The organism is Bradyrhizobium septentrionale (assembly GCF_011516645.4).
GTDB classification, from domain to species: domain Bacteria; phylum Pseudomonadota; class Alphaproteobacteria; order Rhizobiales; family Xanthobacteraceae; genus Bradyrhizobium; species Bradyrhizobium septentrionale.
The window spans coordinates 4,965,606-4,991,155 of sequence record NZ_CP088285.1 but is presented as its reverse complement, the minus strand read 5'-3'; the positions used below and the strand labels follow the sequence as shown (position 1 = coordinate 4,991,155).

Here is a 25,550-nt window from a genome sequence, read left to right as displayed (position 1 = left end):
GCAGCGCTTCGGCGTTTTTTGACGGCCGCCAGGGGCGGCCTGTGCCTCTCCCCGCAAGCGGGGCGAGGTAAACTCGCGCGAGCTGCGGGCGCGTACGTCCCCCGCTACTTCTTCGCGATCAGGCTCTTGATCAGCGTCAGCAGGCTCGCTGCCATCTCTCGCCGAAATCCGCGGCGGGGGGTTGCGAGCTGCTGCAGCAGCATTCCGATCAACGCGGACACGAACAATTCCGCATGGCGGCGCGGCTCCGCGGAACCCCCCGCGCGCAAGGCGAGCTCCGCGCTTTGCCGCCAGGTCTCGAACCACTCTCCGACCACGGCCCGGTAGCGCTCGCTGCGCGCAGCCGCGAGGAACGCCTCGTAGCAGGCGATGTGGATTTCGCCCCGCGTCTTCAGCTCCTGATCGTACCAGCCCACCAGGGATTCGAGCCATGCCTCGACATCGAACGCCTTGCCTTGCAGGCTGAGCGCCAGCGCCTGCAGCCGGCCGGTCTCGCGGGCCAGGGCGAGGCGAAGGGCGCCGTCGACCAGCGCGTCTCGCGTCTTGAAGTGATGGGTGATCGCGCCGAGCGACAGGCCGGCCTCCGCCGCCACCGCCCGATGGGTCACGCCGTCGAGGCCCTTGCGCCCGATGATCCGAAGCGTCGCCTCCATCACGGGGCGTTCGCGGTTGCCGCTCTCAGGTTCAGTTCGCTTCATCGATTGCCGCTCAGGCCAGCCATGCAGAATGAACAGAACAAATGTTCCGTTTTGCGAAGTATACGTATCGTCGAGTAAATCGACAAGCATCTCAGGAACCCGACGATGCCCCGCTATCGCCTGCATTACTTCCCGGAATCCGGCAACAGCTACAAGCTCGCGCTGATGCTGACGCTGTGTGGCGCGACGTTCGAGCCGGTGTGGACCGATTTCGGCGGCGGCGTCACGCGGACCGCGGAATGGCGCGCTGATGTCAACGCGATGGGCGAGATCCCGGTGCTCGAGGTCGACGGCGAACGCCGTACCCAGACCGCACCAATCCTGCTGCAGCTTGCCGAGCAATACGGAAAATTCGGCGGCGAAACGCCAGCGGAGAAATTCGAGCTGCTGCGCTGGCTGTTCTGGGACAACCAGAAACTCTCCGGCTACATGGCGACCTATCGCTTCATGCGCACCTTCACGCCGTCAACCGACCCGAAGGTGCTGAAGCATTTTCGCACGCGGCTCGACGACTTCCTCGGCATCCTCGACCAGCATGTCGGCAACAACGCCTTCATGATCGGAGCGCGGCCGACGGTGTCTGACATGTCGATGATGGCCTATCTGCACTATCCTGCTGACGAGACCGGCTACGATTTTGCGGCCAGCCATCCCAATATCAGCGCGTGGCTCGGCCGCATCGCTGCGCTGCCCGGCTGGAAATCGGCCTATGATTTGCTGCCCGGCCCGCGCCTCAAGCACTACGCCTAAAGACTCTCTTTTGACGCGTTTTCTTCACGCGAACCGGTGCCCACCCCGCATCACGTGCGGGGCAGGCTTCGCTTGAAAACGCTATCTCGTCATCCAGGCCCAGACGATGGCCACGACGATGATGCCGATGATGACCGCGAGCCCGATCGCCCAGCTGCTGACGCGGACGGCGCTGACCGCCTGACGCTCGGCCTCGTTGGCCGCGATCTCGCGGTTGCGCTGCTTGTCCTGCTCGGGAGCATTCATCGGCCGGTCTCCGTCAAGGCTGGGCTGTTCGGGTCGTGGTCGCGAACCGCAATGTAGCATCAAATAATGACGCCTGGGCGCATCGGTTCCCGAGATCGCTACCGCCCCTTCACGAAGCACATCCCCATGCGCGAGGTCTTGCCGGCAATCTGGCAGGCGAGGCCCTCGGCACAGGTCCAACCACGGAAGCTGCGGTCGGTCTCGGCCGGCCTCGTGCCCGGCAGATAGCAATGCGCGCCCCAGCCGTCGCTGTACTCGGTGCCGGCCAACTCAGTGCCGCCGCGCAGTTGCGGCCGGTTGGAGAAGCCGCGCGAAAAGTCCGGCGCCTTGCCATCGCGGAAGCTCGTGAGGATATCGCGGCGACGGACCTGGTCGCCGAAGAAATGCGGCGAGGCCGGCACCACGGTGGAGTTCGACGGCTTCGCCGCCATCCAGTCGACGCCGGGGACATGGAAGCCGCCAATGCCGCGGGTCTGGTGGCAGCCGGCGCAGGTGACGTCGTTGAGGCGGCGCTCGAAGCCGGCCAGCGACTGAATGTTCTGCAGCTTCGTTCCGTCAGCCGCGGCCTTCTGCAAGGCGCCGACGACATCGCCGTCCGAGAACAGCGCATGGCCGGCGGTCCCCTCGCCCTGCACCATGCCGAATTCGGGCTGCAGATCGCTGACATCGAAACCGATCGGGGTCGGCGCCACCGCCGAGCTTGCGAGGAAGCGATCGGGGATCAGCAGGGTGCCGCGGTCGAGCTCGGCAAAATGCCCGGGATCGAGCAGCCACGCCTTGAAGTCGCGCCGCAGCGCCTCGTCGGCCAGAATGCGATCGCGATCGATCTGGTTCTCCAGCGGCGCTTCGGTGAAGCGCTTCGCCGCGCCGTCATAGTCGAACACTTTCAGGAGATAGTCGGTGCGGAAGTCGCGCACGGCGGATTTCGGCGCGTGTGCGATCTGCAGATTGGTTTCGATGCGATCGATATTCCCGGCGCCGATCAGGTCGAGCGGGCCGTCCTTGCCGAACAGTTTCTCCAACGTCGGCGGCGCACCGCCGGTCGCGAGCCAGCGCCGCGCGATCTCGCGGCAGGTGAGCGAGGCATCGTTGCCGTCGCCCTTCGCCTTCAGCACCAGGTTCAGCGTCATCGGCAGCCGCTGCGAGACCGCGATCTCGCCGATCAGCGGCACATCGGTCCGCGTCAGCCGATAGATCAGCCGGATCTCGCCGCAGCTTTTCGGCGCCACATAGGCGCGGTCCATGCGGTTGACGATGCCGGCCAGCACGAAGCGAACGTCGGGGGATTGAAACAGCGCGCGGTCGAACAGCTGAAAGGCAAAGCCGTCGCCGACACCGATGCTCTCGTTCGGCAGGCTGGCTTGATGCTTTGCGACATAGCGATCGAACTCACGATCGAGCGCCTCGCGCACCGGCACCATCGAGGGCAGCGCAAACAGATCGCGGTTGGACAGCAGCGTGTCGGCGGAACGCTCCGGCGCAAGCATCCGGCCGAGACTGAAACGGCCGTGATCGAGCTCGCGCAGGATGGCGGGATCAATGATCGCCGCACCGCGCTCGAGCGCGCGATCCTCGGCGGCGCGTGCAGGCACGGCTCCGCAGAGCAGAACGGACATCAGCAGAAAGCATTTCAGCGCGCGGCTCATGCCCCCACTAACACCGCGCGGCAAACCCTATTCAAGAAAAAAGGCGCTTCACATCGCGGTGAAGCGCCTTGGTGTTGTCGTGTTTCGGCGAAGATAGCGTTTTCGAGCGAAGTGGACGCCGGTTCGCGTGAAGAAAACGCGTCCGAACAACAAACTAGAGCTTCGGTTCTGCTTCAATCAGAACCGAAGCTCTAGCGCGAAACGATCAGGCCCTTGCTGGTGACGACCACCCAACGGCCGTCCTGCTTGCGGATGGCGTCGACGCGGCCGAGGCCGGGGACGGGATCGCCGGCATACACCTCGTAGATGCCGCCGCGGCCCTCGATCAGCGCGCCGCCATTGCCTACGTCGCGCAGTGACCAGCCGTCGACCACCGGCATGCGGCCGACCTCGGGCTTGGGGGCAGCCGGCGCAGCCGCGGCAGTCGCCGGCGGGACCGAGCCGGTGACCTCGCGGACGGGCGTCGCAGCGGCGACGGTCGTCTGCGGCGTGGCGCGCAGCTTGTCGACGGTCTCGCTGAGCTTGGCGAGCCTGGCGTTCGGCTCGGCCAGGGCTTTCTCGACCTTCTCGATCCGGTCGCTGGCCTTGCTGAACTGGGCCTGGCCGGCCTTGGCGGTCTGCTCGACGCTGGCCTTCAGCGCGGCGATTTCGGATTCGAGCCGGGCGAGCGAGGCGTCAGCCGTTTCCTTCGCGGCGGCGTCCTTGGCAGCCGTGTCCTGGGCGGAGGCAATGGCGGGACTGGCCAGATGGCCGAGGCCTGCGGTCGCGAGCGCGCCGCCGATGGCACCTGCCACGATCGCCAGCGCAATCACCGCGGCCATCGCCCCGATCCGGCGCGTGCCGGCCGGTTTGGCTGCCTGCTCGGCGCCCGGCTTGGAGGCGGTCGCCTCATGGTCCCAGGTGCGGTCACCGGGCGCCATGATCATCAGCTTGCCCGGAAAACGCGGCTCCTCACGCTTGCCGGCCTCGACCTTGGGCTCGTCCATGTTGGTCGGCTCGATCTTTGGCTCGACCTTGGGGTCGATCTTGGGCTCAACCATGGCATCAACCCTCGGCTCGACCTTGGGCGGCTCAACCTTCGGGAATTCAACCTTGGGCGCGTCCATCCTGGGCGCGTCCGCCTTCGGCGACGTCTCTTCCTGGTCGGGCGCCAGCCGGGTAGCCTCGGCCGCGGCCATCACGGGCTCGCTCTTCGCCGCCGTTTCGGCGCCGGTTTGACCGCTGACCGGCTCGCTCTGCTGCTCACTCACGTTCAAAGTCTCCAGACTAGGTTGACAATTCGGTAACTTTTATTGCTTGCGAAATGGTTACCCGGCCCCGCCATTACCTAAATTTTAGGGAGTTTTCCGGGCCGGATTGGGGCGGTGTTGCCCTGCGGCGTTTGCGCGCGGCGCTTTCCCGATTAACATACCGCCATCTTCCAGCCAGAAGGCAGGAGAGCGCCATGACGATCGAAAAATGCATCAAGGAATTTGGTGTCGATGACGTCATTTTCGAGGAAGGCTCGACCGGCCGCGAGCTGTTTGTCGTGCTCGACGGCAAGGTCGACATCGCCAAGATCGATGGCGGAAACAAGACTGTTATCGTCAGCCTCGGCAAGGGCGAGTTCTTCGGCGAGATGGCCGTGATCGACGGCTCGGCGCGCTCGGCGACCGCGATCGCCTCCGCGCCTGCGACGCGGGTGATGCGGATCAACCACGCCCGCTTCGTCTATCTGGTCAGCCAGCAGCCGGCGTTTGCGTTGATGGTGATGGACGCGCTCTCGAAACGGCTGCGCGCCTCCAACGCCGTCACTTACCGGTCGGCAGCCACCCCATGAGCGAGCGCAAGCCAAGCCCCTTCAAGACGCTGTTCGAGACCGACGTCGCGTCGCTGATCCAGGCCGCCGACGACGTCTACCAGATCCGCTTCAAGAACCGTGCGGCAAATGCCTATCTGGTGCGCGGCAGCAAGCGGACCATCATGATCGACGTCGGGCTGTCGACCAACTATCCCGCGCTTGTCGCCTGCCTCGATCATCTCGGGATCACGCCCGAGATGATCGACATGGTGGTGCTGAGCCACGAGCATCTCGACCACATCGGCGCGGCCTATCATTTCCACGGCAGCGCCTATATCGCCGCGCACCGGCTCGCCGCCAACAAGATCATGCTGCGCGACGACTTCTCGATGCTGCGCAAGATGTTCAACGAGCCGAACGTGCCGATCGATATCGACATCTGGCTCGAGGAAGGCAATCTGATCGACCTCGGCAATTTCCGCCTCAACGTGATGTACACGCCGGGCCATACCTCGGCCTGCATCACGCTGTTCGATCCGGACAAGGGCTTGCTGTTTGCCTCCGACACGCTGATGCCCGGCGGCGTGATGGGCGGCGTGTTCGGCTCCGGCTCGATTGCCGATTACATCCAGTCGCTGGAACGGCTGAAGGGCCTCAACTCCAAGATCCTGCTGTCGGGTCACGGCCGGCTGTCCGACACGCCACAGGACGACGTGCGGATCGCGCTGCAGCGCTCGCATGCCCTGCTCGAGGACACCGCGCAATTGTTCGATGCGCTGGATGCGCGCGCGAATTTCGAACCGATCATGCAATCGGTGCGCGACCTCAACAAGCTCGACGATTGACCCCGTTTGTGACAGGGCGTGCGACATCGGCTTAACTCCACGCCTCGCCTGACATCCGCGTGAGCCCTGCGCAGCAGCAAGTCATTTGACAAATCCGCGCGCGGCCTGTTCAACAGCAGCAATAACAACGCTGAAAAACAGGGAGCGAGGACATGAAGCTTTACGACTCGATCGGACCCAACCCGCGCATCGTGCGCATGTTCATGGCGGAGAAGGGCATCGAGATCCCCAAGCAGGCCGTCGACCTGCGCAAGGGCGAGAACCGCGAGGAAGCGCATCTGAAGCGCAATCCGCACGGCCAGATGCCGGCGCTCGAACTGGACTGCGGCAACTACCTCTCGGAGATCACCGCGATCTGCGAATATCTCGAGGAGAAGCACCCCTCGCCCGCGATGATCGGCGGCACGCCGGAAGAGCGCGCCGAATGCCGGATGTGGACCCGCCGCGTCGATCTCAACATCGCCGAGCCGCTCGCCAACGGCTACCGCTTCGGCGGGAGGCGCTGAAATTCTTCGAGAAGCGCATTCCGGTGGCGCCCGACGCCTCGCCCGGGCTGAAGATGATTGCGGCCAACCGCATCAAATGGCTAAACGACCAGATGTCGGATGGCCGCGACTACATCTGCGGCAAGCGCTTCACACTCGCCGACATGCTGCTCTATTGCTGGCTCGATTTCGGCAACCAGGTCGGCCAGCCGCTGGACCAGTCGAACGGCAACATCGTCGCCTGGTTCAATCGCGTGGGTGAGCGGCCTTCGGTGAAGGCGTAGGTTCTCGCCCGACCGTCATTCCGGGGCGCGCGAAGCGCGAACCTCAGGTGCGCAATTGCGCACCGGGGAATCTAGAAGTAATGGCGCGAGATTCCGGGTTCGATGCTGACGCATCGCCCCGGAATGACGGGCTCAAATCACCACCGGCTTGTCCGGCAGCTCGTTCGGGTCACCCTCGGCATGCGGAAAATATTTCGCCAGCTCCCGCGACACCGCCGCGATGCCGTTGATCACGCCTTGCTCGAACCGGCCTGATCGAAAATCCGCTTCCATGGCGCGGCAGATCGCTTCCCAGCCGGCGTGACCGACCTTGGCGTCGATGCCGCGGTCGGCGACGATCTCGACATCGCGGTCGGCGAGGAGGAGATAGATCAGGACGCCGTTGTTGTGATCGGTGTCCCAGATCCGTAAGTGCGAGAATACGTCGAGCGCCCGCTCCCGCGCCGGCTGGTTGCGGAACAGCGGCACACCGTCGAGCGCGCCTTCGACGACGAAACGGATCTGGCCCGAATGGGTCGCCTCACCTTCCTTGATCGCGCGCTCGATGGCGTCGAGCACGCGCGGCGGAAAGTCACGCCGCACCCGCCAGCGATGTTCGAGCAGATGCCTGCCGATGCGCTTGATGCTCATGTGCCTACCAGCTCCCCGAGGCGCCGCCGCCGCCGGACCAGCCGCCGGAATAACCGCCGCCGCGCCGATAGGGTCCGGAGCCCGCCGCCGGGCCACCAAAATTCAATCCGCCGAAGATCAGCGCCGCGACACCAGCGAACAAGCCGACCACCAAAGCGGTGGCGAGCGAGCCGGCGATCAACCAGGTGAAGACGCCGACGATACCGCCGGTTGCGGCCGAGCCCAACAAGCGCCCCAGCATCGCGCGCAGCGCGCTCGCCACGATGATAACGACGAAGATCGCCACCGGATTGGCGAAGTCGACCAGGTTCGGCGCCTGCCAATGCTCGGGCTCCGGCGCCGGCAGCTGCTCGCCATTGACCAGCCGGATCATCCGGTCGACACCGGCCGAGATGCCGCCGGCGAAATCGCCGGCCTTGAATTTCGGCGTGATGTCCTCGTCGATGATGCGGTGGGTGACGACGTCACTTAGCACGCCTTCGAGGCCATAGCCGACCTCGATGCGCAAATGCCGGTCGTTCTTGGCGACCACGAGCAGCGCGCCGTCGTCGACCTTCTTGCGCCCGATTTTCCAAGCCCCGGCGACGCGGATCGAGAACTGCTCGATCGTCTCGTCGCCAGTGGTCGGTACGATCAGGACAGCAATCTGGCTGCCTTTTCGTTTCTCGAGATCCTCCAGCTTTCCGTTGAGCGCAGCAATGTCGCCCGATGACAACGTCCCGGTCTGATCGACGACGCGGCCGGTGAGCTGAGGCACTGCGACCTCGGCCCGCGCCGGGCAGATGAGGCCCAGCAGGAAAGCGAACAGGATGACGCGAATGGCGGCCATTGCGGTCGGCGCGCGCCGCCGCTACTTCGACGGCGCCGGCGTTGGGCTGAAATCGACCTTCGGCGCGGTCGAGATCTCCTTCTCGTTCTCGACCGTGAAGTTGGGCTTCTCCTTGTAGCCGAACACCATCGCGGTCAGGTTGTTCGGGAAGGTGCGGATGCCGACATTATAGTCCTGCACCGACTTGATGTAGCGGTTGCGCGCCACCGTGATGCGGTTCTCGGTGCCCTCGAGCTGCGCCATCAGGTCGCGGAACAGCGCGTCCGATTTCAGCTGCGGATAGTTTTCGGTGACGACCAAGAGCCGCGACAACGCGCTGGTGAGCTCGCCCTGCGCCTGCGTGAACTTCTGGAACGCGGCCGGATCGTTGAGCACTTCCGGCGTTGCCTGGATGCTGCCGACCTTGGCGCGCGCGTTGGTGACGCCGAGCAGCACGTCCTTTTCCTGCTGCGCAAAGCCCTTCACCGAGTTGACCAGGTTCGGCACCAGATCGGCGCGCCGCTGGTACTGGTTCACCACCTCCGACCAGCTCGACTTGACCTGCTCGTCATTGGTCTGAATCGCGTTGTAGCCGCAATTGGTCAGGCTCAACGTCGCCAGCGCTGCCAGCACGGTCCAAAGCTTGCGCATGAAATTGGTCCTCCCGGTGGATTCTTCGCCAGCGTAGCAGATTTTCGTCCGTTAATCCCGTGTGGCGGTTTTCGCGCCACCTTTAGCGGACGATGGCCCTTGCCTATCCCTCCCCGCGCCGTTCATCATGGCGAAAAAATCGATCCGGGGAGGATCCATGACGTCTGAACAATTCGAGACGATTGTCGTCGAGCGGCCGGAGCCCGCGATCGCGCGGATCGTGATGAACCGCCCCGAGGTCCGCAACGCCCAGAACCTGCAGATGACCTACGACCTCAACGCCGCCTTCGACCAGGCGGTGCAGGACGACGCGGTCAAGGTCATCATCCTCGCCGGCAACGGCCCGCATTTCTCGGCCGGCCACGATCTGCGGCCGGGGGCCAAGAACCAGGCGGGCGTCGATTTCCCGCCAGTCGGAAATTGGGGCGGCTTCAACGAGCCGAACGCCCACGGCCGCTTCGCGCGCGAGCAGGAGATCTACCTGCAGATCACAAGGCGCTGGCGCAATCTGGCCAAGCCAACGATCGCGGAGGTGCACGGCAAGTGCATCGCCGGCGGGCTGATGCTGGCCTGGGCCTGCGACCTGATCGTCGCGAGCCATGATGCCGAGTTCTGCGATCCCGTGGTGACGATGGGCGTCTGCGGCGTCGAATGGTTCGTGCATCCCTGGGAGCTCGGCGCGCGCAAGGCCAAGGAGATGCTGTTTACCGCCGACATCTGGAGCGCCGACGAGGCGCACCGCCTCGGCATGGTCAATCACGTCGTGCCGCGCGGCGATCTCTCGTCCTTCACGTTGGCGCTGGCGCGCAGGATCGCAGCCAAACCCGCCTTCGCGCTGAAGCTTTCCAAGGAGGCGGTGAACCGCTCGATCGACATCATGGGACAGCCCGCCGCGGTCGATCAGGCCTTCGCGCTGCATCAGCTGTGCCACGCGCATAATCTTCAGGAATTCGGAATGGTGGTGGACCCCGCCGGTCTGCATCCCTCCGTCAAGAAAACCGCCAACGTGAAGTGACCAGATGGACCTTACCCTCAGCGACGAGCAGCGTCTGCTGCGCGAGAGTGCCGACCGCTTCGTGGCGGAGACCTTTACATCAGAGCATCGCAAGAAGACCGCGAACGATCCGCTCGGCTATTCGCCCGCGATCTGGAAACAGTTTGCCGAGCTCGGCTGGTTGGCGCTGCCGATCAATGAGGCCCATGGCGGACTCGGCGGCGGCGCGATCGAGATCGGACTGTTGATGGAAGCATTCGGCCGCGGACTGGTGTCGGAGCCGTTTCTCTCCACGGTCGTGATCGGCGCCGCGCTGGTCGCCGAATGCGGCACCGAGGCGCAGCAGCAGGCGATCCTGCCCAAGGTTGCAGAAGGCGCTCTCACGCTCGCCTTCGCGCATTCCGAGCGCGCCGCACGCTTCGACCTCGCCCATGTCGACACCACGGCCACGAAGAGTGCTGACGGCTGGCTCTTGAACGGCAGCAAGATCGCGGTTCTCGACGGCGCGTCGGCCAACCGGATCATCGTCTCGGCCCGCGTCGCCAACGCCAATGGCGCGTCCGGCAGGCTTGCCCTCTTCTTGGTGCCGGCAGGAACTCCCGGGCTAACTGTGCGCGATTACGCGCGGCTCGGCGGCGGACGCGGCTGCAATCTCGATCTGAAGGATGTGCAATTGCCTGCCAACGCGTTGCTCGGCAACGGCCAGGACGCGTTGCCCGCGATCGAAACCGTGATCGACCGCGCGATGGCAGCGCTCGGCGCCGAGGCGGTCGGCGTCATGCAGACGCTGCTCGACACCACACTCGAATACACCAAGATCCGAAAACAGTTCGGCCGGCCGCTATCGGCAAATCAGGTGATCCGCCATCGGCTCGCTGACGTCGCGATGCAAGTCGACGAGGCGCGCTCGATGGCGCTGCGCGCGGCGTTGATGGCCAATGCCGAACCCGTGGCGCGCGGCCGTGCGGCGTCCGGCGCCAAGGCCAAGATCGGCAGATGCGCGCGCTTCGTCGCCGAGCAAGCCGTGCAGCTGCACGGCGCCATGGGCGTCACCGAGGAGCTCGACATCGGCGCCTATTTCAAGCGGCTGCTCGCTTTCGACACGCTGTTCGGCGGCAGCGCCCATCACTATCGCCGCCACGCCGCGCTGAGCGGCCGCGCCCACGCATAACGGAGAGCGCACCATGGATCTCACCTTCAGTGCCGAGGAACGCGCCTTCGAGCAGGAAGTCCGCGACACCATCGCCGCGAGTCTCACGCCGGAAATGAAGCGCGCCACCGCGCTGACGCCTTCGGTGTTCTCCGACCCTGATATCGGCATGGCCTGGCAGCGCGCGCTGCACAAGAAGGGCTGGGGCGCGCCGGGCTGGCCGGTCGAACACGGCGGGCCGGACTGGACGCCGGCGCAGCGCTGGATCTTCGAAGCCGAATGCGCCCGCGCCGGCCTGCCCAATGTCAATGTGATGGGCGTCAAGATGGTCGGCCCCGTCATCATCGGCTTCGGCTCGCCGGAGCAGAAGAATTTTTACCTGCCGCGGATTCTCTCCGGCGAGGACTATTGGTGCCAGGGCTATTCCGAACCGGGCTCGGGCTCGGACCTCTCGTCGCTGAAGACGCGCGCGGTGCGCGATGGCGACGACTACATCATCAACGGCACCAAAATCTGGACCACGCATGCGCATCACGCCAACCGCATGTTCGCGCTGGTGCGCACCAGTGACGGCGAGCGGCAGCAGGACGGCATCAGCTTCATGCTGATCGACATGAAGACGCCGGGCATCACCACCCGCCCCATCCTGACCATCGGCGGCGATCACGAGGTCAACCAGGTGTTCTTCGACGATGTCCGCGTGCGCGTCGCCAACCGTGTCGGCGAGGAAGGCAAGGGCTGGACCTACGGCAAGTACCTGCTCGAATTCGAGCGCGGCTCCGGCATCGCATCCGCCAAGCTGCGCGAGGCGCTGAAGACGATTGCCGATCTCGCCGAAGCCGATGTCACCGGCCGCGCCATCGAGGACCCCGACATCGCGATGCGGATGTCGGAGGTCGAGGTCGACATCGATGCGCTCGAGATGACCGAACTGCGGGTGCTGTCGGCGCTGCAGACCGGACAGAACCCCGGCGCCGTGTCGTCGCTGATCAAGCTGCGGGTCAGCGAGATCCGGCAGGCGGTGACCCGGCTCGGCGTCGACGTGATCGGCAATGACGGACTTGCCGTCGAGCCGGCGCGGCCGTTCTACCGCTTGAACCACGAGCCGGCGATCCCGGAAGAGCTGCTGCCGGTGGTGCCGGAATATCTCAACGGGCGGGCGTATACGATCTTCGGCGGCTCGTCGGAGATCCAGCGCGACATCATCGCGAAGATGGTGTTGGGGTTGTAGCTCTCTCCGTCATTCCGGGGCAGCCCGCAGGGCTGAGCCCGGAATCCATCAAGCCGAATGTTCTGTAGCGAAATGGATTCCGGGCTCGCGCTAACGCGCGCCCCGGAATGACGTGTTGAGAGAGGGGCGCAATTAAGCTGCCCCCACCTTCGCGTCCTGGATCGCCTGCCAGATCTTGGCCGGCGTCAGCGGCGTGTTGAGCTGGGTGATCCCGACCTCGCTCAGCGCATCCATCACGCCGTTGGTGATGCAGGGCGGCCCGCCGATCGCACCGGACTCGCCGCAGCCCTTGGCGCCCAGCGGATTGGTCTTGCACGGCGCGGAGGGATCGAGCGTCACCGTGATCGGCGGAATGTCCGAGGCACGCGGGATGCAATAATCCTGATAGCTCGCGGTCAGCAGCTGGCCTTCCTCGCTATAGGCCACGCCTTCGTACAACGCCTGGCCGATGCCCTGGGCAACGCCGCCATGCACCTGCCCCGTCACCAGCATCGGATTGACCGCGACGCCGACGTCGTCGACCGTGGTGTAGCGCACCACCCGCGTGACGCCGGTCTCGGGATCGATCTCGACCTCGCAGATATGCGTGCCGTTCGGCCAGCTCGGCCCGTCGACCTCACCCTCGCTTTCGACCGAGAGCTTTGCGCCGGTTTCCTTCTTGGCGATCTCGAACAGGCTGATGCGCCGGTCGGTGCCGACCACGGTGAGGAAGCCGTCGCGATATTCGATATCCTCGACGGAGGCTTCCAGCAGATGGGAGGCCTTGTCGCGCGCCTTCTTGATCATGTCATTGCTGGAGACCGCAACCGCGGTGCCGCCAACGAACAGCGAGCGCGAGCCGACGCTGCCGAAACCGGTGGCCAAATCAGTGTCGCCCTGCACGACGTCGATCTTGTCCATCGAGATGCCGAGCGTATCGGCGACCATCTGGGTGTAGGTGGTGGCGAGGCCCTGCCCCATCGCCATCGTGCCGGACCACAAGATGACGCGGCCTTCGGCGGTCGCGTGCAGCGAGACCTTCTCGGTGTGGGCGCGGCCGCCGGTCCACTCGATGTAGCTGGTCAGGCCGCGGCCGTAGAGCAGGCCCTTCTTCTTCGCCGCTTTCTTGCGCGCGGCAAAGCCGTTCCAGTCGGCGAGGTCGGAGGCGCTCTCCAGCATGTGCGCGAAGGCGCCGGAGTCGTATACCTGCCCGACCGCATTGGTGTAGGGCAGCTGCGCCGGCTTGATGTAGTTGACCTTGCGGATGGCGCGCGGGTCCATGCCGATCTGGCGCGCGGCGGCATCGAACAGCCGCTCGACGATGAACACTGCCTCCGGCCTGCCGGCGCCGCGATAGGCGCCGACCGGCGCCGTGTTGGTCATCACCGACTTGACCTCGAAATGCACCAGCGGCAGGTCATAGACGCCGGTCTGGACGAACGGGCCGAGCACCAGCGGGATGATGTTGGCGGTGCCCGACGAATAGGCGCCGGTGCCGCCGATTGAGCGCACCCGATAGGCCAGCACGCGGCCCTTGGCATCGAGCGCGAACTCGCCGGTCGAGGTCAGGTCGCGGCCGTGGGTGCCGCCGACGAACTCGTCGGTGCGATCGCCGCGCCAGCGGATCTTCTCATTCAGCTTGGTCGCGGCGTAGGCGACGATGCCGTCTTCGGGATACAGGCTGGTCTTTTGCCCAAAACCGCCGCCGATATCGCCGACCAGCACGCGCACGCTGTCCTTCGGCCGCTTCAGGATGGATTCCGCCAAGAGGTCGCGGGTCGAGCCCGGGGTCTGCGACTGCACGTGGAGAATCAGTCGTCCGGTCTTCTTCTCGATCTCGGCGATCGTCGAGCGCGGCTCCATCGCGGACGGCACCAGGCGCTGGCTGAGCAGATCGAGCGACACCTTGTGGGCGGCGCTGGCAAAGGCTGCCTCGACCTTGGCGGCATCGCCATAGCTCATTGCGGCCACGATATTGTCGGGCGCCTCCGGCCAGACCGCAGGCGCGCCGGGCTTGATCGCCTCGACCGGATCGACCACCGAGGGCAGCACCTCGTAATCGACCTCGATCGCTTCCGCCGCGGTCTGCGCCAGCACGCGCGAGGTCGCGACCACAGCCGCGATACCCTCGCCCGCATAGCGCACCACCTCATGCGCCAGCAGGCGGCGCGGCGGCACGGTCATCGGCGAGCCGTCGGGCCGCTTGAAGATCGCGAGCGTCGGCAGCGTGCCGATATCGTCCTTCACGAGGTCGGCGCCGGTATAGACCGCCTTGACGCCGGACATCGCCAGCGCCGCCTTGGCGTCGATCGACTTGATGTTGGCGTGGGCGTGCGGCGAGCGCAGCACGTGGAGCCAGAGCGCGCCGTCGGCCGGCTTGTCGTCGATGAAATGCCCCTTCCCGGTGAGCAGCCGCTGGTCCTCCAGACGCTTGACTGGCTGGCCCGCACCAAAACGCATATTGCCGGGAAGAATGTTCATCAGAGGGTCCTTGGATTGCAGAAATTTCGGCGGGTTTTAACGGATTTTCGGCGCGAGACAACACGCCCGGGAAAGACGAGGTAATGCGCCTTGTGCATCCCGCAAGCCAGCGTCAGCCGAGATCGCGCAACGCTGCCTCGACCACCTTGCGCTGCTCGGCCGTGAGCGGCGCCTGCGGCGGCACGGGGTCGCCGACGTCGTAGCCCTGGATCGCAAGCCCGGCCTTGATGCAGGCCGCGAGGTTGAAGCGGGCGAAGGCCTCGTTGATGCGCCAGAGCTTGCGCTGCAGATTCATCGCCTCGTCCCAGCGGGCGCGGCGGCACAGGTTATAGAGCTCGACGCTCTGCCGCGGGATGATGCAGGCCGGGCCCGCCATCCAGCCATGGCCGCCGATCAGCATCACCGCGGCCGGAATATGGGCCGAGGCCGAGAACACTTTCAGGCTGTCGCCGCAGCGGTTCATGATCGACAGCAACCGGCCGGTGTTGGTCGAGGCGTCCTTGATGTAGCCGATGCGCGGATGCGCGGCGAGGCGCGCGATGACGTCGAGCGTGAGGTCGGAGCGCTGGAAATTCGGATTGGTGTAGATCACCACGGGAATATCGACCGCATCGGCGATGGCGCGGAAATAGGATTCCGCCTGCGCGTCGCCGACCGGAAAATACGCCTCCATGATCGCGAGAATCCCTGACGCGCCGCGCTTCTGATAGGCCTTGGCCTGCGCCACGGCATCGGCCGTCGAGGTCGAGGCGACGCCCGCCACTACCGGCACGCGGCCCTGCGCGGCCTCGATCGTGGTCGCCACCACCTGCATGCGCTGCGCATTGTTGAGATAGGCGAACTCGCCGGTCGAGCCGAGCGGCGTCAGTCCATGGACCCCGGCCTTGACCAGATCGTCGCAGAGCCGGCCAAGCACCTCGGTGCGGACATGGCCGGCCGGGTCGACCGGGGACACCAGATAGGGAAAGACGCCGTGAAAATCAGCCATTTGCGAGCCTCGTTGACGGCGAGACATAGTCGGGATCATGCGCAAAGGGAAGCGGCTCACCGCTGCGCAGAGCGCCGAGCACCGCTGCAAAGTCGTTCACCGCGCGGAAACCGAGCAGCCGTTCGGCCTTGGTGGAATCGTAGATCCGGCCGATCGACCGCGGCAGGCGCCAGCCGCGCTGCGCGAACAGCGCCGGCGCATCGGGGAAAGTGCGCGCGATCACGCCGGCCGCGTCCGTCTTCAGGTCCGCGACATCGCTGCGCGCAAACGGCGTCGGCGCGCTGATCACGAACACCTCGAAGCCGCGGATCCTCTCCAGCGCCGCGACATGGGCGTCGGCGGCGTCCCCGACGGTGAGGCGGCGGTACAACAACTCGGTCGCCTTCAGGTTCTCTCCATGGATATCGCGGATGGTGTCGTCGTCCTCGGGGAAGAAGCGGCTGGTCCGCAGCACCGCGCAGTTCAGCCCATGCTGGCGGCTGTACAGCCGGCACAGCCCCTCGGCGGCGAGTTTTGTAACTCCGTAGATGTTGCGTGGCTCGAGCGGCCCGATCGTCTCGTCGAGCCAAACCGCCGCATGGCCTTCGTCGTCGCGGATCGCCTGCGAGATCATCAGCGACGTGGTCGAGGTGAAGACGAAACGATCATGGCCGGCGGCGGCAGCCGCCTGCAGCAGATTGAGCGTGCCTGACACGTTGACGTCGACGAAGGCCTGCGGCGAGAACCGCGCAATGTCGGGCTTGTGCAGCGCGCCGCCATGGATCACGGCCGCGATGCCATGATCGGCGAACACGCGGTCGACCATCGATCGGTCGGCCACCGAGCCGACGACATCGGTCGCTGCGCCCGGGACGACGTCGAGGCCGACCACGTCATGGCCGACCTGCCGCAGCCGCGGCGCAAGGAAACGGCCGAGCCAGCCGGAGGAGCCGGTCAACAATACGCGCATGAATTCCGCCCGGCCCCGTGCCTTCAGAACACCTTGGCGATCGCGGCCTGCGCGTCGCCCTGGATCTGCTTCAGATGATCCGGCCCGCGGAAGCTCTCGGCGTAGATCTTGTAGACATCCTCGGTGCCGGACGGGCGCGCGGCAAACCAGCCGGCCTCGCTCTCGACCTTGATGCCGCCGAACGGCTGATCGTTGCCCGGCGCCCTAGTCCTGACCGCGCGCACGGGATCGCCGGCGAGCTCGGCCATGTTGAGCTGCTCGGGCCCAAGCGCCTTCAGCGCGCTCTTCTGCTTCGGCGTCGCCGCGACGTCGATGCGTTCGTAGTAGGGAACGCCGAGCTCGGCGGTCAGCTCCTTGAACAATTCGCTGGGATCGCGGCCGGTTTTCGCGATGATCTCCGCCGCCAGCAGGCCGAGGATGATGCCATCCTTGTCCGTGGTCCAGGCCGACCCGTCGCGCTTGAGGAACGAGGCGCCAGCGCTCTCCTCGCCGGCAAAGCCGAAGCCGCCGCTGCCGAGCCCGTCGACGAACCATTTGAAGCCGACCGGCGTCTCCACCAGCTTGCGGTTCAGCTTCTTCGCGACGCGATCGATGATCGAGCTCGACACGATGGTCTTGCCGATCGCAGCATCCCCGCTCCATTGCGGCCGATGCGCGAACAGATAGGCGATCGCGGTGGCGAGGAAGTGGTTCGGGTTCATCAGCCCGTTCGAGCGGGTCACGATGCCGTGGCGGTCGGCATCGGTATCGTTGGCAAAGGCGACGTCGAACCGGTCGCGCATCCCGATCAGGCTCGCCATCGCGTAAGGCGACGAGCAGTCCATCCGGATCTTGCCGTCCCAGTCCGCGGTCATGAAGCGGAAGGTCGGATCGACGGCCTCGTTGACGACGGTGGCATTGATGCCGTAGCGCGCGATGATCGGCCGCCAGTAATGCACCGCCGCGCCGCCGAGCGGATCGATGCCGATCTTGACGCCAGCGGACTTGATCAGCGCAAGGTCGACGGTATTGCCGAGATCGGCGACGTAAGGCGTGATGTAGTCGTGCAGATGCGTGGTCGTGGCCTTGCGCGCGCGATCATAGGGCATCCGCGCGACGCCCTTCAGGCCAGCTTCGATATAGCGGTTGGCGTTTTTCTCGACCACCGCGGTGACGTCGGTGTCGGCCGGGCCGCCATGCGGCGGATTGTATTTGTAGCCGCCGTCCTCCGGCGGGTTGTGTGACGGGGTGATGACGACACCGTCGGCAAGGCCCGCGCTGCGTCCCTTGTTGTAGCTCAGGATCGCGTGCGAAATAACCGGCGTCGGGGTGTAGCCGCCCTGCGCGTCGATCATGATCTCGACGCCGTTGGCGGCGAACACTTCCACCGCGCTCGCCAGCGCCGGCTCGGCCAGCGCATGGGTATCGATGCCGATGAACAGCGGCCCGGTGAGCCCCTTCTCGCGCCGGTAATCGCAGATCGCCTGCGTGGTGGCGAGGATGTGGTCCTCGTTGAAGGAATTCTTCAGCGACGAGCCGCGATGGCCCGAGGTGCCGAACGCAACCCGCTGCGCGGGATCACTGGCGTCGGGCTTGCCTGCAAAATAGGCCGTGACCAGCCGCGGCACGTTGGCGAGCGAGGCGGGATCGATGGGTTTGCCGGCGGCGGGATTTGGTGCAGTCACGTGACCTCTCAGATCTGGTATCGCCGATCATCAGCACAGGAGTGATGCGCTCGCGTGCTACCATGATGGCTTACGTTCAATCAAGCCGAGCGCTTTTCGTTCCTTGCGAAACGCAGCAATGCGCTACGACACGTCGATCTGCTGCACCTTCTCGCGCAATTCGTCGACCAGCACCCGCTTGTTCTCGGTGTAGTCGATCGGCACCACGACGAGATGCACGCCGCCGCCCGAGAAGGCCCGCTCCAGGGTCGGGACGATCGCTTCCGTGCTCTCGATCCGCGAGCCCTTGGCGCCATAGCTCTCGGCGTATTTGACGAAATCCGGATTGCCGAAAGTCAGGCCGAAATCCGGGAAATTGTCGACCGCCTGCTTCCAGCGGATCATGCCGTAGGCGGAATCTTCCAGGATCAGAATCACCAGATTGAGCTTGAGGCGGACTGCGGTCTCGAGCTCCTGCGAATTCATCATGAAGCCGCCGTCGCCACAGACCGCGAGCACCCGGGTGTTCGGATAGAGCATCGCCGCCATCATCGCCGACGGCAGGCCGGCGCCCATGGTCGCGAGCGCGTTGTCGAGCAGCAGCGAGTTCGCGAGCAGCGTGCGGTAGTTGCGCGCGAACCAGATCTTGTACATGCCGTTGTCGAGCGCGACGATGCCGTCCTCGGGAATGACCTGCCGCACATCGTGCACGATGCGCTGCGGTGTCGGCGGCCAGCGGCCCTCGGTGGCGCGATCGGTGATCTTCGCCAAGATGCTCTCGCGCAGGCTGAGCAGCGCACTGGCCTGCGGTAGCTTTCCTTCGACCCGGTCGGCCAAGAGCTCGAGGCTCGGACCGACATCGCCGATCACCTCGCATTGCGGGAAATAGACCTGCTCGACATTCGCCGCGGTATAGCTGACATGGATCACCTGCGGCCCCTTCGGGCCCATGATGAAGGGCGGCTTCTCGATCGTGTCGTGACCGATCGCGATGATGAGGTCGGCGCGGTCGATCGCCTCATGCACATAATCGCGCTCGCTCAGCGCAGCGGTCCCCATGTATTGATTGGTGCCGCCAGATACCGTGCCCTTGCCCATCTGCGTGGTGAAGAACGGGATTTTGGTTCGACGCACGAAGTCGCCGATCCCTGCGGTGGAGCGCGGGCGCGATGCCGCGGCGCCGAGCATGATCAGCGGACGCTGCGCCTTCAGAATCATGTCGGCGGCGCGGTCGAGCGCGGCGGCATGCGCGATCGGAATCTCGATTGGATGCGGCGAGATCATGTCGACCGGCGCGGTCTCCTCGCGTGCGATGTCCTCCGGCAGCTCGAGCAGCACAGGTCCTGGCCGTTCCTGCGTCGCGATCCGGAAGGCGTCGCGGACCAGCGTCGGAATGGTGGCGCCGCTGACGATCTGCAGCGAGAGCTTGGTCAGCGGGCGGAAGGTGTTGACGATGTCGACGATCTGGAACTTCGCCTGCCGGCTGCTCAAGATGCCCTTCTGTCCGGTGAGCATCACCATCGGCATCGCGCCGAGCAGCGCGTAGGCCGCGCCGGTGGTGAGGTTGAGCGCGCCGGGGCCGAGCGTCGTCATGCAAACGCCGGGCTTTCCGGTCAGCCGGCCATAGGTCGCCGCCATGAAGGCCGCCGCCTGCTCGTGGCGCGTCACGATCAGCTTGATCGAGGATTTGCGCAGGCTCTCGACGACGTCGAGATTCTCCTCGCCGGGAACGCCGAACACCCGTTCCACGCCCTCGTTCTCAAGCGCTGCGACCAGCAAATCGGAACCTTTGACCATGTCAGCCTCGCATCGTTGATTGCATGCCGCCCACGGAGCATAGCCGCATCGCGCGCCGCCGGAAACTCCCTCGCCAGCTCACGGCTTGTGCGCCCTGATCCAGGCGCCGGCGGCGGGCAGCACGCGTGTGGTCAGGTCGGCCGAGATCGCGATTGCTTGCAAGGCTCGCGCCACCATCACCCGTCCGCCGCTGGTCGATTGCGACGGGGCGAACGCAGCGAGCTCCGCCGCGTGGGCCGGATCGGTAAAATTGGTCATGAAGTTCGGCACGAACTGGTCGCGGAAGTTCGGTCCCTGCCTTGCCAGCAACGTATCGAAATTGGTCTGGACGAAATCCCAGGCCAGCTGAGGCTGCTCGCCTGCTGACGCAACTGTGCTGATCATTCCGGTCACGATCGTGTCGGGCAACTCATTGGTCAGCGTCAACGCCAGCGTCGCGCGCGCCAGTTCGGCATCGCGGGCGCTTGCCGCGGCGAAATAATAGCGCAGCCGCTCATTGGTCGCCGTGCTGTTGCGCGCCAGCGCCAGCAGCCTGTCATAGGTCGTCCGATCGGCGGTGATGCCAACGACATGGGCGACGGCATCGCGCAGCGTGGTCGGAAGCGAGCTGGGATCGTCGAGGAATGAGGCGAAGCGCCGCTTCGCCTCAATCACGACAGCGGCGTCGCCGAGGTCGCCAAGCGTCGAGATCAGGCTCGCGCGCAGCAGCGCCGTGTCGTCGTCTCCCGAGCCGCCGCCATCCCATCCGATCCGATCGAACACCGGGCGCAGCTTGGCGCGGGCATAGGCCTGGATCACCGGTCGCTCGGCGCGATCGCGTGACAGCCGGTTGAGCGCGGCGAAGGTCGAGATCACCTGATCCCAGACCGCGCGATGATCGCCGGCATCGAGCGCATCGAGCAGCGCGAGATAGGATGCCGGCTCGGCGCGGCCGGCCTGCACCAACGCCCAGCTGTCGGTCACGACATTGAGCCGGTCTTCGACCTGCATCTGCGGGAATGCGTTCAGCAACGCCGCACGGTTCTTCGGGCCGTATTCGACCCGGTAATATCCGATGTCGCCGAGATTGACCTTGATCGCATCGCCGCACGCGCCTGCCGGGATATCGGCACTGCCCTGCAGCAGGATCTCGTCAAGCGGCTTGCCACGTACCGGTCCGACCGCAACCGGAATCTGCCAGCTGCGGGCCGGCAGCGGCGCTGTGTCGGCCGGGGCGATCACGAAGCGGTCCTGCCGCAATGTCAGGCGCTGCGCGGCGCCATCGCAGGTGGTCTCGGCCACCACCAGCGGCACGCCGTCCTGCGCGGTGAAGGAGGCTGCGATGCCGGTGATGGTCTTGCCGCCGGACTGCTCGAGTGCCTGCCAGAGATCGGCGGTGGTGGAGTTGCTGTAGGCATGCGCGGCCATGTATTTGCGGATGCCGTCACGGAACGCCGCTTCGCCGAGATAGGTCTCGAGCATGCGGATCAGCGCCTGCCCCTTGTTGTAGGTGATGGCGTCGAACGCCGTGACCGCTTCGCTGTGATCGGCGATCGGCTGCTGCACCGGATGCGAGGTGCGGCGCGCATCGAGCGCCATGGCGAACTGCTTGGCGCCGTAGCCGTTCAGCCAGCTCTGCCATTGCGGATAGAACTGCTGCGAGGCCTTGGTCGCCATCCAGCTGGCAAAGCCTTCGTTGAGCCAGAGATTGTCCCACCACGCCATGGTGACGAGGTCGCCAAACCACATATGCGCCATCTCGTGCGCGATGATGGCGAAGATGCCGCGCCTTGCGGTCTCCGCAGAGGTCGCGGGGTCGAACAGCAGCCGGCTCTCGAAGAAGGTGATGCCGCCCCAGTTCTCCATCGCACCACCGAACCCGCCGGGCACGGCGATCAGATCGAGCTTCGGCAGCGGATATTTGACGCCGAAATAGTCGTTGTAATAGGCGAGCAGCTTCACCGCGCTATCGAGCGCGAACCGGCCCTGCCCGCTCTTGCCCTCCGTCGTCACCACGCCGATGGTGACGCCGCCGGCATCCGCCGTGACCCGCTCGAGCTCGCCGATCGTGAGCACGAACAGATAGCTCGACATCTTCGGTGTCGGCGCGAACGTGACCTTCTTGAGATTGTCGGCGACCGGCACCTCGCTCGTCACTGGCATGTTGCCGACCGCGAGCAGATTGCGCGGGATCACGACGGTCAGCGCAAAGCTCGCCTTGAACGACGGCTCGTCCCAGCACGGAAATATCCGCCTTGCATCGGCCGGCTCCAGCTTGCTGGAGATCAGCCGCTTGATCCCGGCCTTGGTTGGATAATCGACCGAGAACAGGCCGGTGCCGAATTTGTTGATCTGCGCCGTGAAAGCGATGCGCAGCCTGTGGCGGCCGGCCGCGAGCGGCTGGGCGAAGGTCAGCGTCGCCGTCTGCGCCGCAGCGTCGGTCGCGACTTCCGCGCGCTGCACACCGTCGTCGATCGTAACCTCGGCGAATGTCGTGTTGATCGCGTTCAGCGTCACCTGCGCAACCGGCGCGCGCACCTCGACGTCGACGGTCTCGACGCCGGGCAAGGCGAGGCTCGTGAAATCCGGCGTCAGCTCGATCGCGTAATTCAATGGGACGACCGTCTTCGGCAACTTCCCGGGTGTGCTGTCGAACGAAAATGTCTGCTCGGCCTGCGCGCCGGCGGCCATTGCCACCAGCAAGCCGATCGCCGTGGCAAGACGACGCAGCAGCGCCGTTTGGACGTGGGTTGCAGGCTTGTTCATCGCGCGCGGCTCACGATATCTCGGAAATTTCGGGGTGGCATTCCGGGAGGACCTGACGGGCAATCTAGAGCAGAAAGTGTCGCCACAGAACTGACAACTCCGCGACATTGCCATCACAACGGTTCGCATCGATTGGTGCGCGCTGGCTTCGGCCTGCCTTGTTGCTCAACGGCGGGGTGGAAGGTTAACCTGAGGCTGGCATTCCAGCCGCAGCGACCGGCGACGGGAGACAATCATGTTCGATCAATTCTCGCGCCGGCAATTTGCGGGCCTTGCAGGCCTCTCGGCGCTCGGCCTGTCGGCGCCTGCCGAGGCCGCAAACCGCGCTCCGCGGCCGAATGGCGCCAGCTTTCCGGCGGGCTTCGTCTGGGGCACCGCGACATCGTCCTATCAGGTCGAGGGCGCGGTCAACGAGGACGGCCGCGGCCCGTCGATCTGGGACACGTTCAGCCACACATCGGGCAAGATCGAGGACGGCTCGACCGGCGACCGCGCCAATGATCACTATCACCGCTACAAGGAGGACGTCCGCCTCATCAAGGAGCTCGGCGCCCGGGCCTATCGCTTCTCGATCGCCTGGCCGCGGGTGTTTCCCGACGGCACCGGCGCGCCGAACCCGAAGGGCCTCGACTTCTACAACCGCCTGGTCGACGAGTTGCTCGCCAACGGCATCGAGCCCTATGCCACCCTCTATCACTGGGACCTGCCGCAGGCGCTGCAGGACCGTGTCGGCGGCTGGCGCTCGCGCGATACGTCGAAGGCCTTTGGCGACTACGCCGGCTATGTGGCGCAGCGCTTGACCGATCGGGTGAAGAACATCTTCACCCTCAACGAAGTCGGGCGTTTCCTGCCATTCGGTTATGCTCTCGGCGTCGACGCGCCGGGGCTGAAGCTGCCGCCGGCCGAGGTGAACCAGGCGCGCCACAACGTTGCGCTGGCGCACGGCCTCGCGGTGCAGGCGATCCGCGCCAAGGGGCGCGCCGGCACGCGGGTCGGTCCGGCCGAGAACATCACCGCCTGCGTGCCCGCGATCAACACGCCGGAGCACATCCGCGCCACCGAGATCGCGACGCGCGAGCTGAACGCGGGCTTCCTCGGCGTCATCCTCGAAGGCAAGTACACCGAGGCCTTTCTGCAATATGCCGGTGCGGACGCGCCCAAATTCACCGCGGAGGAATTGAAGATCATTTCGCAGCCCAACGATTTCGTCGGGCTGAACATCTACGCGCCGCACTGCTACGTCCTCGCCACCGACAGCGCCCCCGGCTGGAAGCCGCTGCCGATGCCGGCCTCGTTCCCGCATATGAGCTCGGATTGGCTGCGGATCGCGCCGGAGACGATCTACTGGGCGCCGCGGATTGCGGCCAAGCTTTGGAACATCAAGAGCATCTATATCAGCGAGAACGGCACCTCCGGCGAGGACAAGGTGCATCCGGACGGGCAGATCTACGACCTCGACCGCATCATGTTCCTGCGCAACTACCTCGCCCAGTTGCAGCGCGCGACCGCCGACGGCGTCCCGGTCCAGGGCTATTTCCTGTGGAGCCTGATGGACAATTTCGAATGGATCTTTGGCTACGAGAAGCGCTTCGGCCTCTATCGGGTGGATTTCGAGACCCAGGCGCGCGTGCCGAAACTGAGCGCCGCATTCTACCGCGACGTGATCGCGCGCAACGCGATCGGGGTGTGACACGCCCTAGCCGAATTGCGGCCGCGCGCCGGACCACGCGCGCCTGAGCAACTCGCTGATTCCCTGCTGCTCGATCGGCCGCGGATTCCAGTAGGGATTTTTGGTCGCGAGCGCGGCCGCCTTTGCGATGCCGTCCTCGGGCATGCCGATCTGGCGAGCGAGCGCGGCGCGCCGAGCCTTGCCGACAGATCGAACAGGCCATCGGCGGCGTCAGCGCCGCCAAGCGCCCGCGCGGCGCGGCCGATCGCCTCACGCGCGGCCGGCGCGTTGTAGGCGATGGTGTGCGGCAGCAGCACCGCATGGGTCTCGGCATGCGGCAGGTCGAACAGCGCTCCGACGGTGTGGCAAAGCTTGTGGTGCAGCGCCATGCCGACGGTGCCGAGACAGACCGCGCACAGCCACGCGCCGTACAGCGCATCGGAGCGCGCGTCGAGATCGCGCGGCCGCGCCACGACCTCCGGCAGCGATGACGCGAGCTTTGCGATCGCTTCCTCGGCCATCAGCGCGGTGATCGGGTTGCCGTCCCGCGCATACAGCGCCTCGGCCGCATGCGCGATCGCGTTGAGGCCTGATATCGCGGAGAATTTGGCCGGCATCGAGAGGGTCAGGTTGACGTCGTAGATCACGGCCTCGGGCAATATCTTCGGCGACGATTGCGTGGTCTTGACGCCGTCGACGGTCTCGCCGAGCACCGGCGTCATCTCGGAGCCGGCATAGCTGGTCGGCAGGATCAGCTGCAGCAGATCGGTGCGCAGCGCAATCGCCTTGCTCAAGCCGGTCGCGGCACCCGCGCCGATCGCGACCACGCCGTCGGGCCTCAGATCGCGCACCGCCTGCATCGCCTGTTCGGTCACCGCGACCGGCGTGTGCACCACAGCGCCATCGAACACGCCGGCCACGCGACCGCCGGTCAATGCGGCGAGATCGCCGAGCTCGGCCTGCTGCCGCCGGCTTGCCAACACCAGCGCGCGGGCGACGCCGAGCCGATCGAGTTCGTCCGCCAGCGCGGCGACCGTGCCGACCCCGAACACGACCCGCATCGGGCTGACCTGATAGGTGAAGGATTGTGGCATCGTGAAT

At 65.6% G+C, this 25,550-nt stretch carries 22 protein-coding genes and 1 pseudogene; 9 read left to right on the top strand and 14 right to left on the bottom strand.

What is annotated here, in order from left to right; all coding sequences use genetic code 11:
* Positions 1–104: 104 nt before the first annotated feature.
* Positions 105–698, bottom strand: coding sequence for a TetR/AcrR family transcriptional regulator (locus tag HAP48_RS25485; protein ID WP_224496581.1), 594 nt, complete (start codon positions 696–698; stop codon positions 105–107).
* A gap of 105 nt (positions 699–803) precedes the next feature.
* Between HAP48_RS25485 and HAP48_RS25480 the strand changes: the two genes are divergently transcribed.
* Entirely contained in the window at positions 804–1,448 is a 645-nt protein-coding gene (locus tag HAP48_RS25480) for a glutathione S-transferase family protein (RefSeq protein WP_166209130.1), read from the top strand.
* Positions 1,449–1,529: 81 nt separating this feature from the next.
* Here HAP48_RS25480 and HAP48_RS25475 read toward each other — a convergent pair whose 3' ends face one another.
* The 3 genes from HAP48_RS25475 to HAP48_RS25465 all read right to left on the bottom strand — a co-directional run bounded on the left by HAP48_RS25475 (position 1,530) and on the right by HAP48_RS25465 (position 4,596).
* On the bottom strand, positions 1,530–1,694 hold the full coding sequence (locus HAP48_RS25475) for a hypothetical protein (protein ID WP_166209133.1): 165 nt from the start codon (positions 1,692–1,694) through the stop codon (positions 1,530–1,532).
* Positions 1,695–1,792: 98 nt separating this feature from the next.
* The gene (locus HAP48_RS25470; RefSeq protein WP_166209136.1) at positions 1,793–3,340 is read right to left on the bottom strand and encodes a hypothetical protein; all 1,548 of its coding nucleotides are present in this window, start codon (positions 3,338–3,340) and stop codon (positions 1,793–1,795) included.
* A 191-nt stretch (positions 3,341–3,531) separates the two neighbouring features.
* A complete protein-coding gene (locus tag HAP48_RS25465; protein WP_166209139.1) occupies positions 3,532–4,596 on the bottom strand; it encodes a hypothetical protein in 1,065 nt (354 codons plus the stop codon).
* Between the two features lie 188 nt (positions 4,597–4,784).
* On the opposite strand from HAP48_RS25465, the gene HAP48_RS25460 reads away from it, so the two are divergent.
* The 4 genes from HAP48_RS25460 to HAP48_RS25445 all read left to right on the top strand — a co-directional run bounded on the left by HAP48_RS25460 (position 4,785) and on the right by HAP48_RS25445 (position 6,734).
* On the top strand, positions 4,785–5,159 hold the full coding sequence (locus HAP48_RS25460; protein WP_029080332.1) for a Crp/Fnr family transcriptional regulator: 375 nt from the start codon (positions 4,785–4,787) through the stop codon (positions 5,157–5,159).
* Positions 5,156–5,965, top strand: coding sequence for an MBL fold metallo-hydrolase (locus HAP48_RS25455; RefSeq protein ID WP_166209142.1), 810 nt, complete (start codon positions 5,156–5,158; stop codon positions 5,963–5,965). The genes HAP48_RS25460 and HAP48_RS25455 overlap by 4 nt, the downstream gene beginning before the upstream one ends.
* A 152-nt stretch (positions 5,966–6,117) precedes the next feature.
* Positions 6,118–6,471 carry a glutathione S-transferase gene (locus tag HAP48_RS25450; RefSeq protein WP_224496580.1) on the top strand — a complete coding sequence of 118 codons (354 nt, stop codon included), beginning with the start codon at positions 6,118–6,120 and terminating at the stop codon, positions 6,469–6,471.
* Between the two features lie 23 nt (positions 6,472–6,494).
* Positions 6,495–6,734, top strand: a complete 240-nt coding sequence (locus HAP48_RS25445; protein ID WP_224496579.1) for a glutathione binding-like protein — start codon at positions 6,495–6,497, stop codon at positions 6,732–6,734.
* A 132-nt stretch (positions 6,735–6,866) separates the two neighbouring features.
* Here HAP48_RS25445 and HAP48_RS25440 read toward each other — a convergent pair whose 3' ends face one another.
* From HAP48_RS25440 to HAP48_RS25430, 3 genes are read right to left on the bottom strand one after another with little or no spacing between them, the layout of a single operon-like run.
* The gene (locus tag HAP48_RS25440; protein WP_166209146.1) at positions 6,867–7,364 is read right to left on the bottom strand and encodes a TPM domain-containing protein; all 498 of its coding nucleotides are present in this window, start codon (positions 7,362–7,364) and stop codon (positions 6,867–6,869) included.
* Between the two features lie 4 nt (positions 7,365–7,368).
* A complete protein-coding gene (locus tag HAP48_RS25435; protein ID WP_166209149.1) occupies positions 7,369–8,193 on the bottom strand; it encodes a TPM domain-containing protein in 825 nt (274 codons plus the stop codon).
* A gap of 21 nt (positions 8,194–8,214) precedes the next feature.
* Positions 8,215–8,823 (bottom strand): LemA family protein, encoded by a 609-nt coding sequence (locus HAP48_RS25430; protein ID WP_029080337.1) that lies wholly within the window; start codon positions 8,821–8,823, stop codon positions 8,215–8,217.
* A gap of 157 nt (positions 8,824–8,980) precedes the next feature.
* On the opposite strand from HAP48_RS25430, the gene HAP48_RS25425 reads away from it, so the two are divergent.
* From HAP48_RS25425 to HAP48_RS25415, 3 genes are read left to right on the top strand one after another with little or no spacing between them, the layout of a single operon-like run.
* Complete coding sequence (locus HAP48_RS25425) at positions 8,981–9,838, top strand: enoyl-CoA hydratase (protein ID WP_166209152.1); 858 nt, start codon at positions 8,981–8,983, stop codon at positions 9,836–9,838.
* A 4-nt stretch (positions 9,839–9,842) separates the two neighbouring features.
* Entirely contained in the window at positions 9,843–10,988 is a 1,146-nt protein-coding gene (locus HAP48_RS25420; RefSeq protein ID WP_166209155.1) for an acyl-CoA dehydrogenase family protein, read from the top strand.
* Between the two features lie 13 nt (positions 10,989–11,001).
* A complete protein-coding gene (locus HAP48_RS25415; RefSeq protein ID WP_166209158.1) occupies positions 11,002–12,198 on the top strand; it encodes an acyl-CoA dehydrogenase family protein in 1,197 nt (398 codons plus the stop codon).
* Between the two features lie 132 nt (positions 12,199–12,330).
* Here the strand turns inward: HAP48_RS25415 and HAP48_RS25410 are convergent, their stop codons facing one another.
* The 6 genes from HAP48_RS25410 to HAP48_RS25385 all read right to left on the bottom strand — a co-directional run bounded on the left by HAP48_RS25410 (position 12,331) and on the right by HAP48_RS25385 (position 22,780).
* Positions 12,331–14,658: a xanthine dehydrogenase family protein molybdopterin-binding subunit gene (locus HAP48_RS25410; protein ID WP_166209161.1), complete on the bottom strand. Its 2,328-nt coding sequence runs from the start codon at positions 14,656–14,658 to the stop codon at positions 12,331–12,333.
* A 112-nt stretch (positions 14,659–14,770) separates the two neighbouring features.
* Positions 14,771–15,646 carry a dihydrodipicolinate synthase family protein gene (locus tag HAP48_RS25405; protein WP_166209163.1) on the bottom strand — a complete coding sequence of 292 codons (876 nt, stop codon included), beginning with the start codon at positions 15,644–15,646 and terminating at the stop codon, positions 14,771–14,773.
* Entirely contained in the window at positions 15,639–16,595 is a 957-nt protein-coding gene (locus tag HAP48_RS25400; protein WP_166209166.1) for an NAD-dependent epimerase/dehydratase family protein, read from the bottom strand. The genes HAP48_RS25405 and HAP48_RS25400 overlap by 8 nt, the downstream gene beginning before the upstream one ends.
* Positions 16,596–16,618: 23 nt before the next feature.
* On the bottom strand, positions 16,619–18,259 hold the full coding sequence (gene pgm / locus HAP48_RS25395; RefSeq protein ID WP_166209169.1) for a phosphoglucomutase (alpha-D-glucose-1,6-bisphosphate-dependent): 1,641 nt from the start codon (positions 18,257–18,259) through the stop codon (positions 16,619–16,621).
* 123 nt (positions 18,260–18,382) lie between these two features.
* Complete coding sequence (locus HAP48_RS25390; protein ID WP_166209173.1) at positions 18,383–20,035, bottom strand: acetolactate synthase large subunit; 1,653 nt, start codon at positions 20,033–20,035, stop codon at positions 18,383–18,385.
* A gap of 78 nt (positions 20,036–20,113) precedes the next feature.
* Complete coding sequence (locus HAP48_RS25385; RefSeq protein ID WP_166209176.1) at positions 20,114–22,780, bottom strand: M1 family metallopeptidase; 2,667 nt, start codon at positions 22,778–22,780, stop codon at positions 20,114–20,116.
* Between the two features lie 235 nt (positions 22,781–23,015).
* Here HAP48_RS25385 and HAP48_RS25380 point away from each other — a divergent pair, with 235 nt between their 5' ends.
* Entirely contained in the window at positions 23,016–24,470 is a 1,455-nt protein-coding gene (locus tag HAP48_RS25380; RefSeq protein WP_166209179.1) for a GH1 family beta-glucosidase, read from the top strand.
* A gap of 6 nt (positions 24,471–24,476) precedes the next feature.
* Here the strand turns inward: HAP48_RS25380 and HAP48_RS25375 are convergent.
* A pseudogene (locus tag HAP48_RS25375) lies at positions 24,477–25,543 on the bottom strand (maleylacetate reductase).
* Positions 25,544–25,550 lie beyond the last annotated feature (7 nt).

Coding starts and splice junctions, on each gene's coding strand:
- HAP48_RS25460 (WP_029080332.1), top strand. CDS start 4,785: ATGACGATCGAAAAATGCATCAAGGAATTTGGTGTCGATGACGTCATT.
- HAP48_RS25470 (WP_166209136.1), bottom strand. CDS start 3,340: ATGAGCCGCGCGCTGAAATGCTTTCTGCTGATGTCCGTTCTGCTCTGC.
- HAP48_RS25430 (WP_029080337.1), bottom strand. CDS start 8,823: ATGCGCAAGCTTTGGACCGTGCTGGCAGCGCTGGCGACGTTGAGCCTG.
- HAP48_RS25405 (WP_166209163.1), bottom strand. CDS start 15,646: ATGGCTGATTTTCACGGCGTCTTTCCCTATCTGGTGTCCCCGGTCGAC.
- HAP48_RS25475 (WP_166209133.1), bottom strand. CDS start 1,694: ATGAATGCTCCCGAGCAGGACAAGCAGCGCAACCGCGAGATCGCGGCC.
- HAP48_RS25420 (WP_166209155.1), top strand. CDS start 9,843: ATGGACCTTACCCTCAGCGACGAGCAGCGTCTGCTGCGCGAGAGTGCC.
- HAP48_RS25390 (WP_166209173.1), bottom strand. CDS start 20,035: ATGGTCAAAGGTTCCGATTTGCTGGTCGCAGCGCTTGAGAACGAGGGC.
- HAP48_RS25485 (WP_224496581.1), bottom strand. CDS start 698: ATGAAGCGAACTGAACCTGAGAGCGGCAACCGCGAACGCCCCGTGATG.
- HAP48_RS25410 (WP_166209161.1), bottom strand. CDS start 14,658: ATGAACATTCTTCCCGGCAATATGCGTTTTGGTGCGGGCCAGCCAGTC.
- HAP48_RS25385 (WP_166209176.1), bottom strand. CDS start 22,780: ATGAACAAGCCTGCAACCCACGTCCAAACGGCGCTGCTGCGTCGTCTT.
- HAP48_RS25425 (WP_166209152.1), top strand. CDS start 8,981: ATGACGTCTGAACAATTCGAGACGATTGTCGTCGAGCGGCCGGAGCCC.
- HAP48_RS25440 (WP_166209146.1), bottom strand. CDS start 7,364: ATGAGCATCAAGCGCATCGGCAGGCATCTGCTCGAACATCGCTGGCGG.
- HAP48_RS25480 (WP_166209130.1), top strand. CDS start 804: ATGCCCCGCTATCGCCTGCATTACTTCCCGGAATCCGGCAACAGCTAC.
- HAP48_RS25380 (WP_166209179.1), top strand. CDS start 23,016: ATGTTCGATCAATTCTCGCGCCGGCAATTTGCGGGCCTTGCAGGCCTC.
- HAP48_RS25450 (WP_224496580.1), top strand. CDS start 6,118: ATGAAGCTTTACGACTCGATCGGACCCAACCCGCGCATCGTGCGCATG.
- HAP48_RS25435 (WP_166209149.1), bottom strand. CDS start 8,193: ATGGCCGCCATTCGCGTCATCCTGTTCGCTTTCCTGCTGGGCCTCATC.
- HAP48_RS25400 (WP_166209166.1), bottom strand. CDS start 16,595: ATGCGCGTATTGTTGACCGGCTCCTCCGGCTGGCTCGGCCGTTTCCTT.
- HAP48_RS25455 (WP_166209142.1), top strand. CDS start 5,156: ATGAGCGAGCGCAAGCCAAGCCCCTTCAAGACGCTGTTCGAGACCGAC.
- HAP48_RS25415 (WP_166209158.1), top strand. CDS start 11,002: ATGGATCTCACCTTCAGTGCCGAGGAACGCGCCTTCGAGCAGGAAGTC.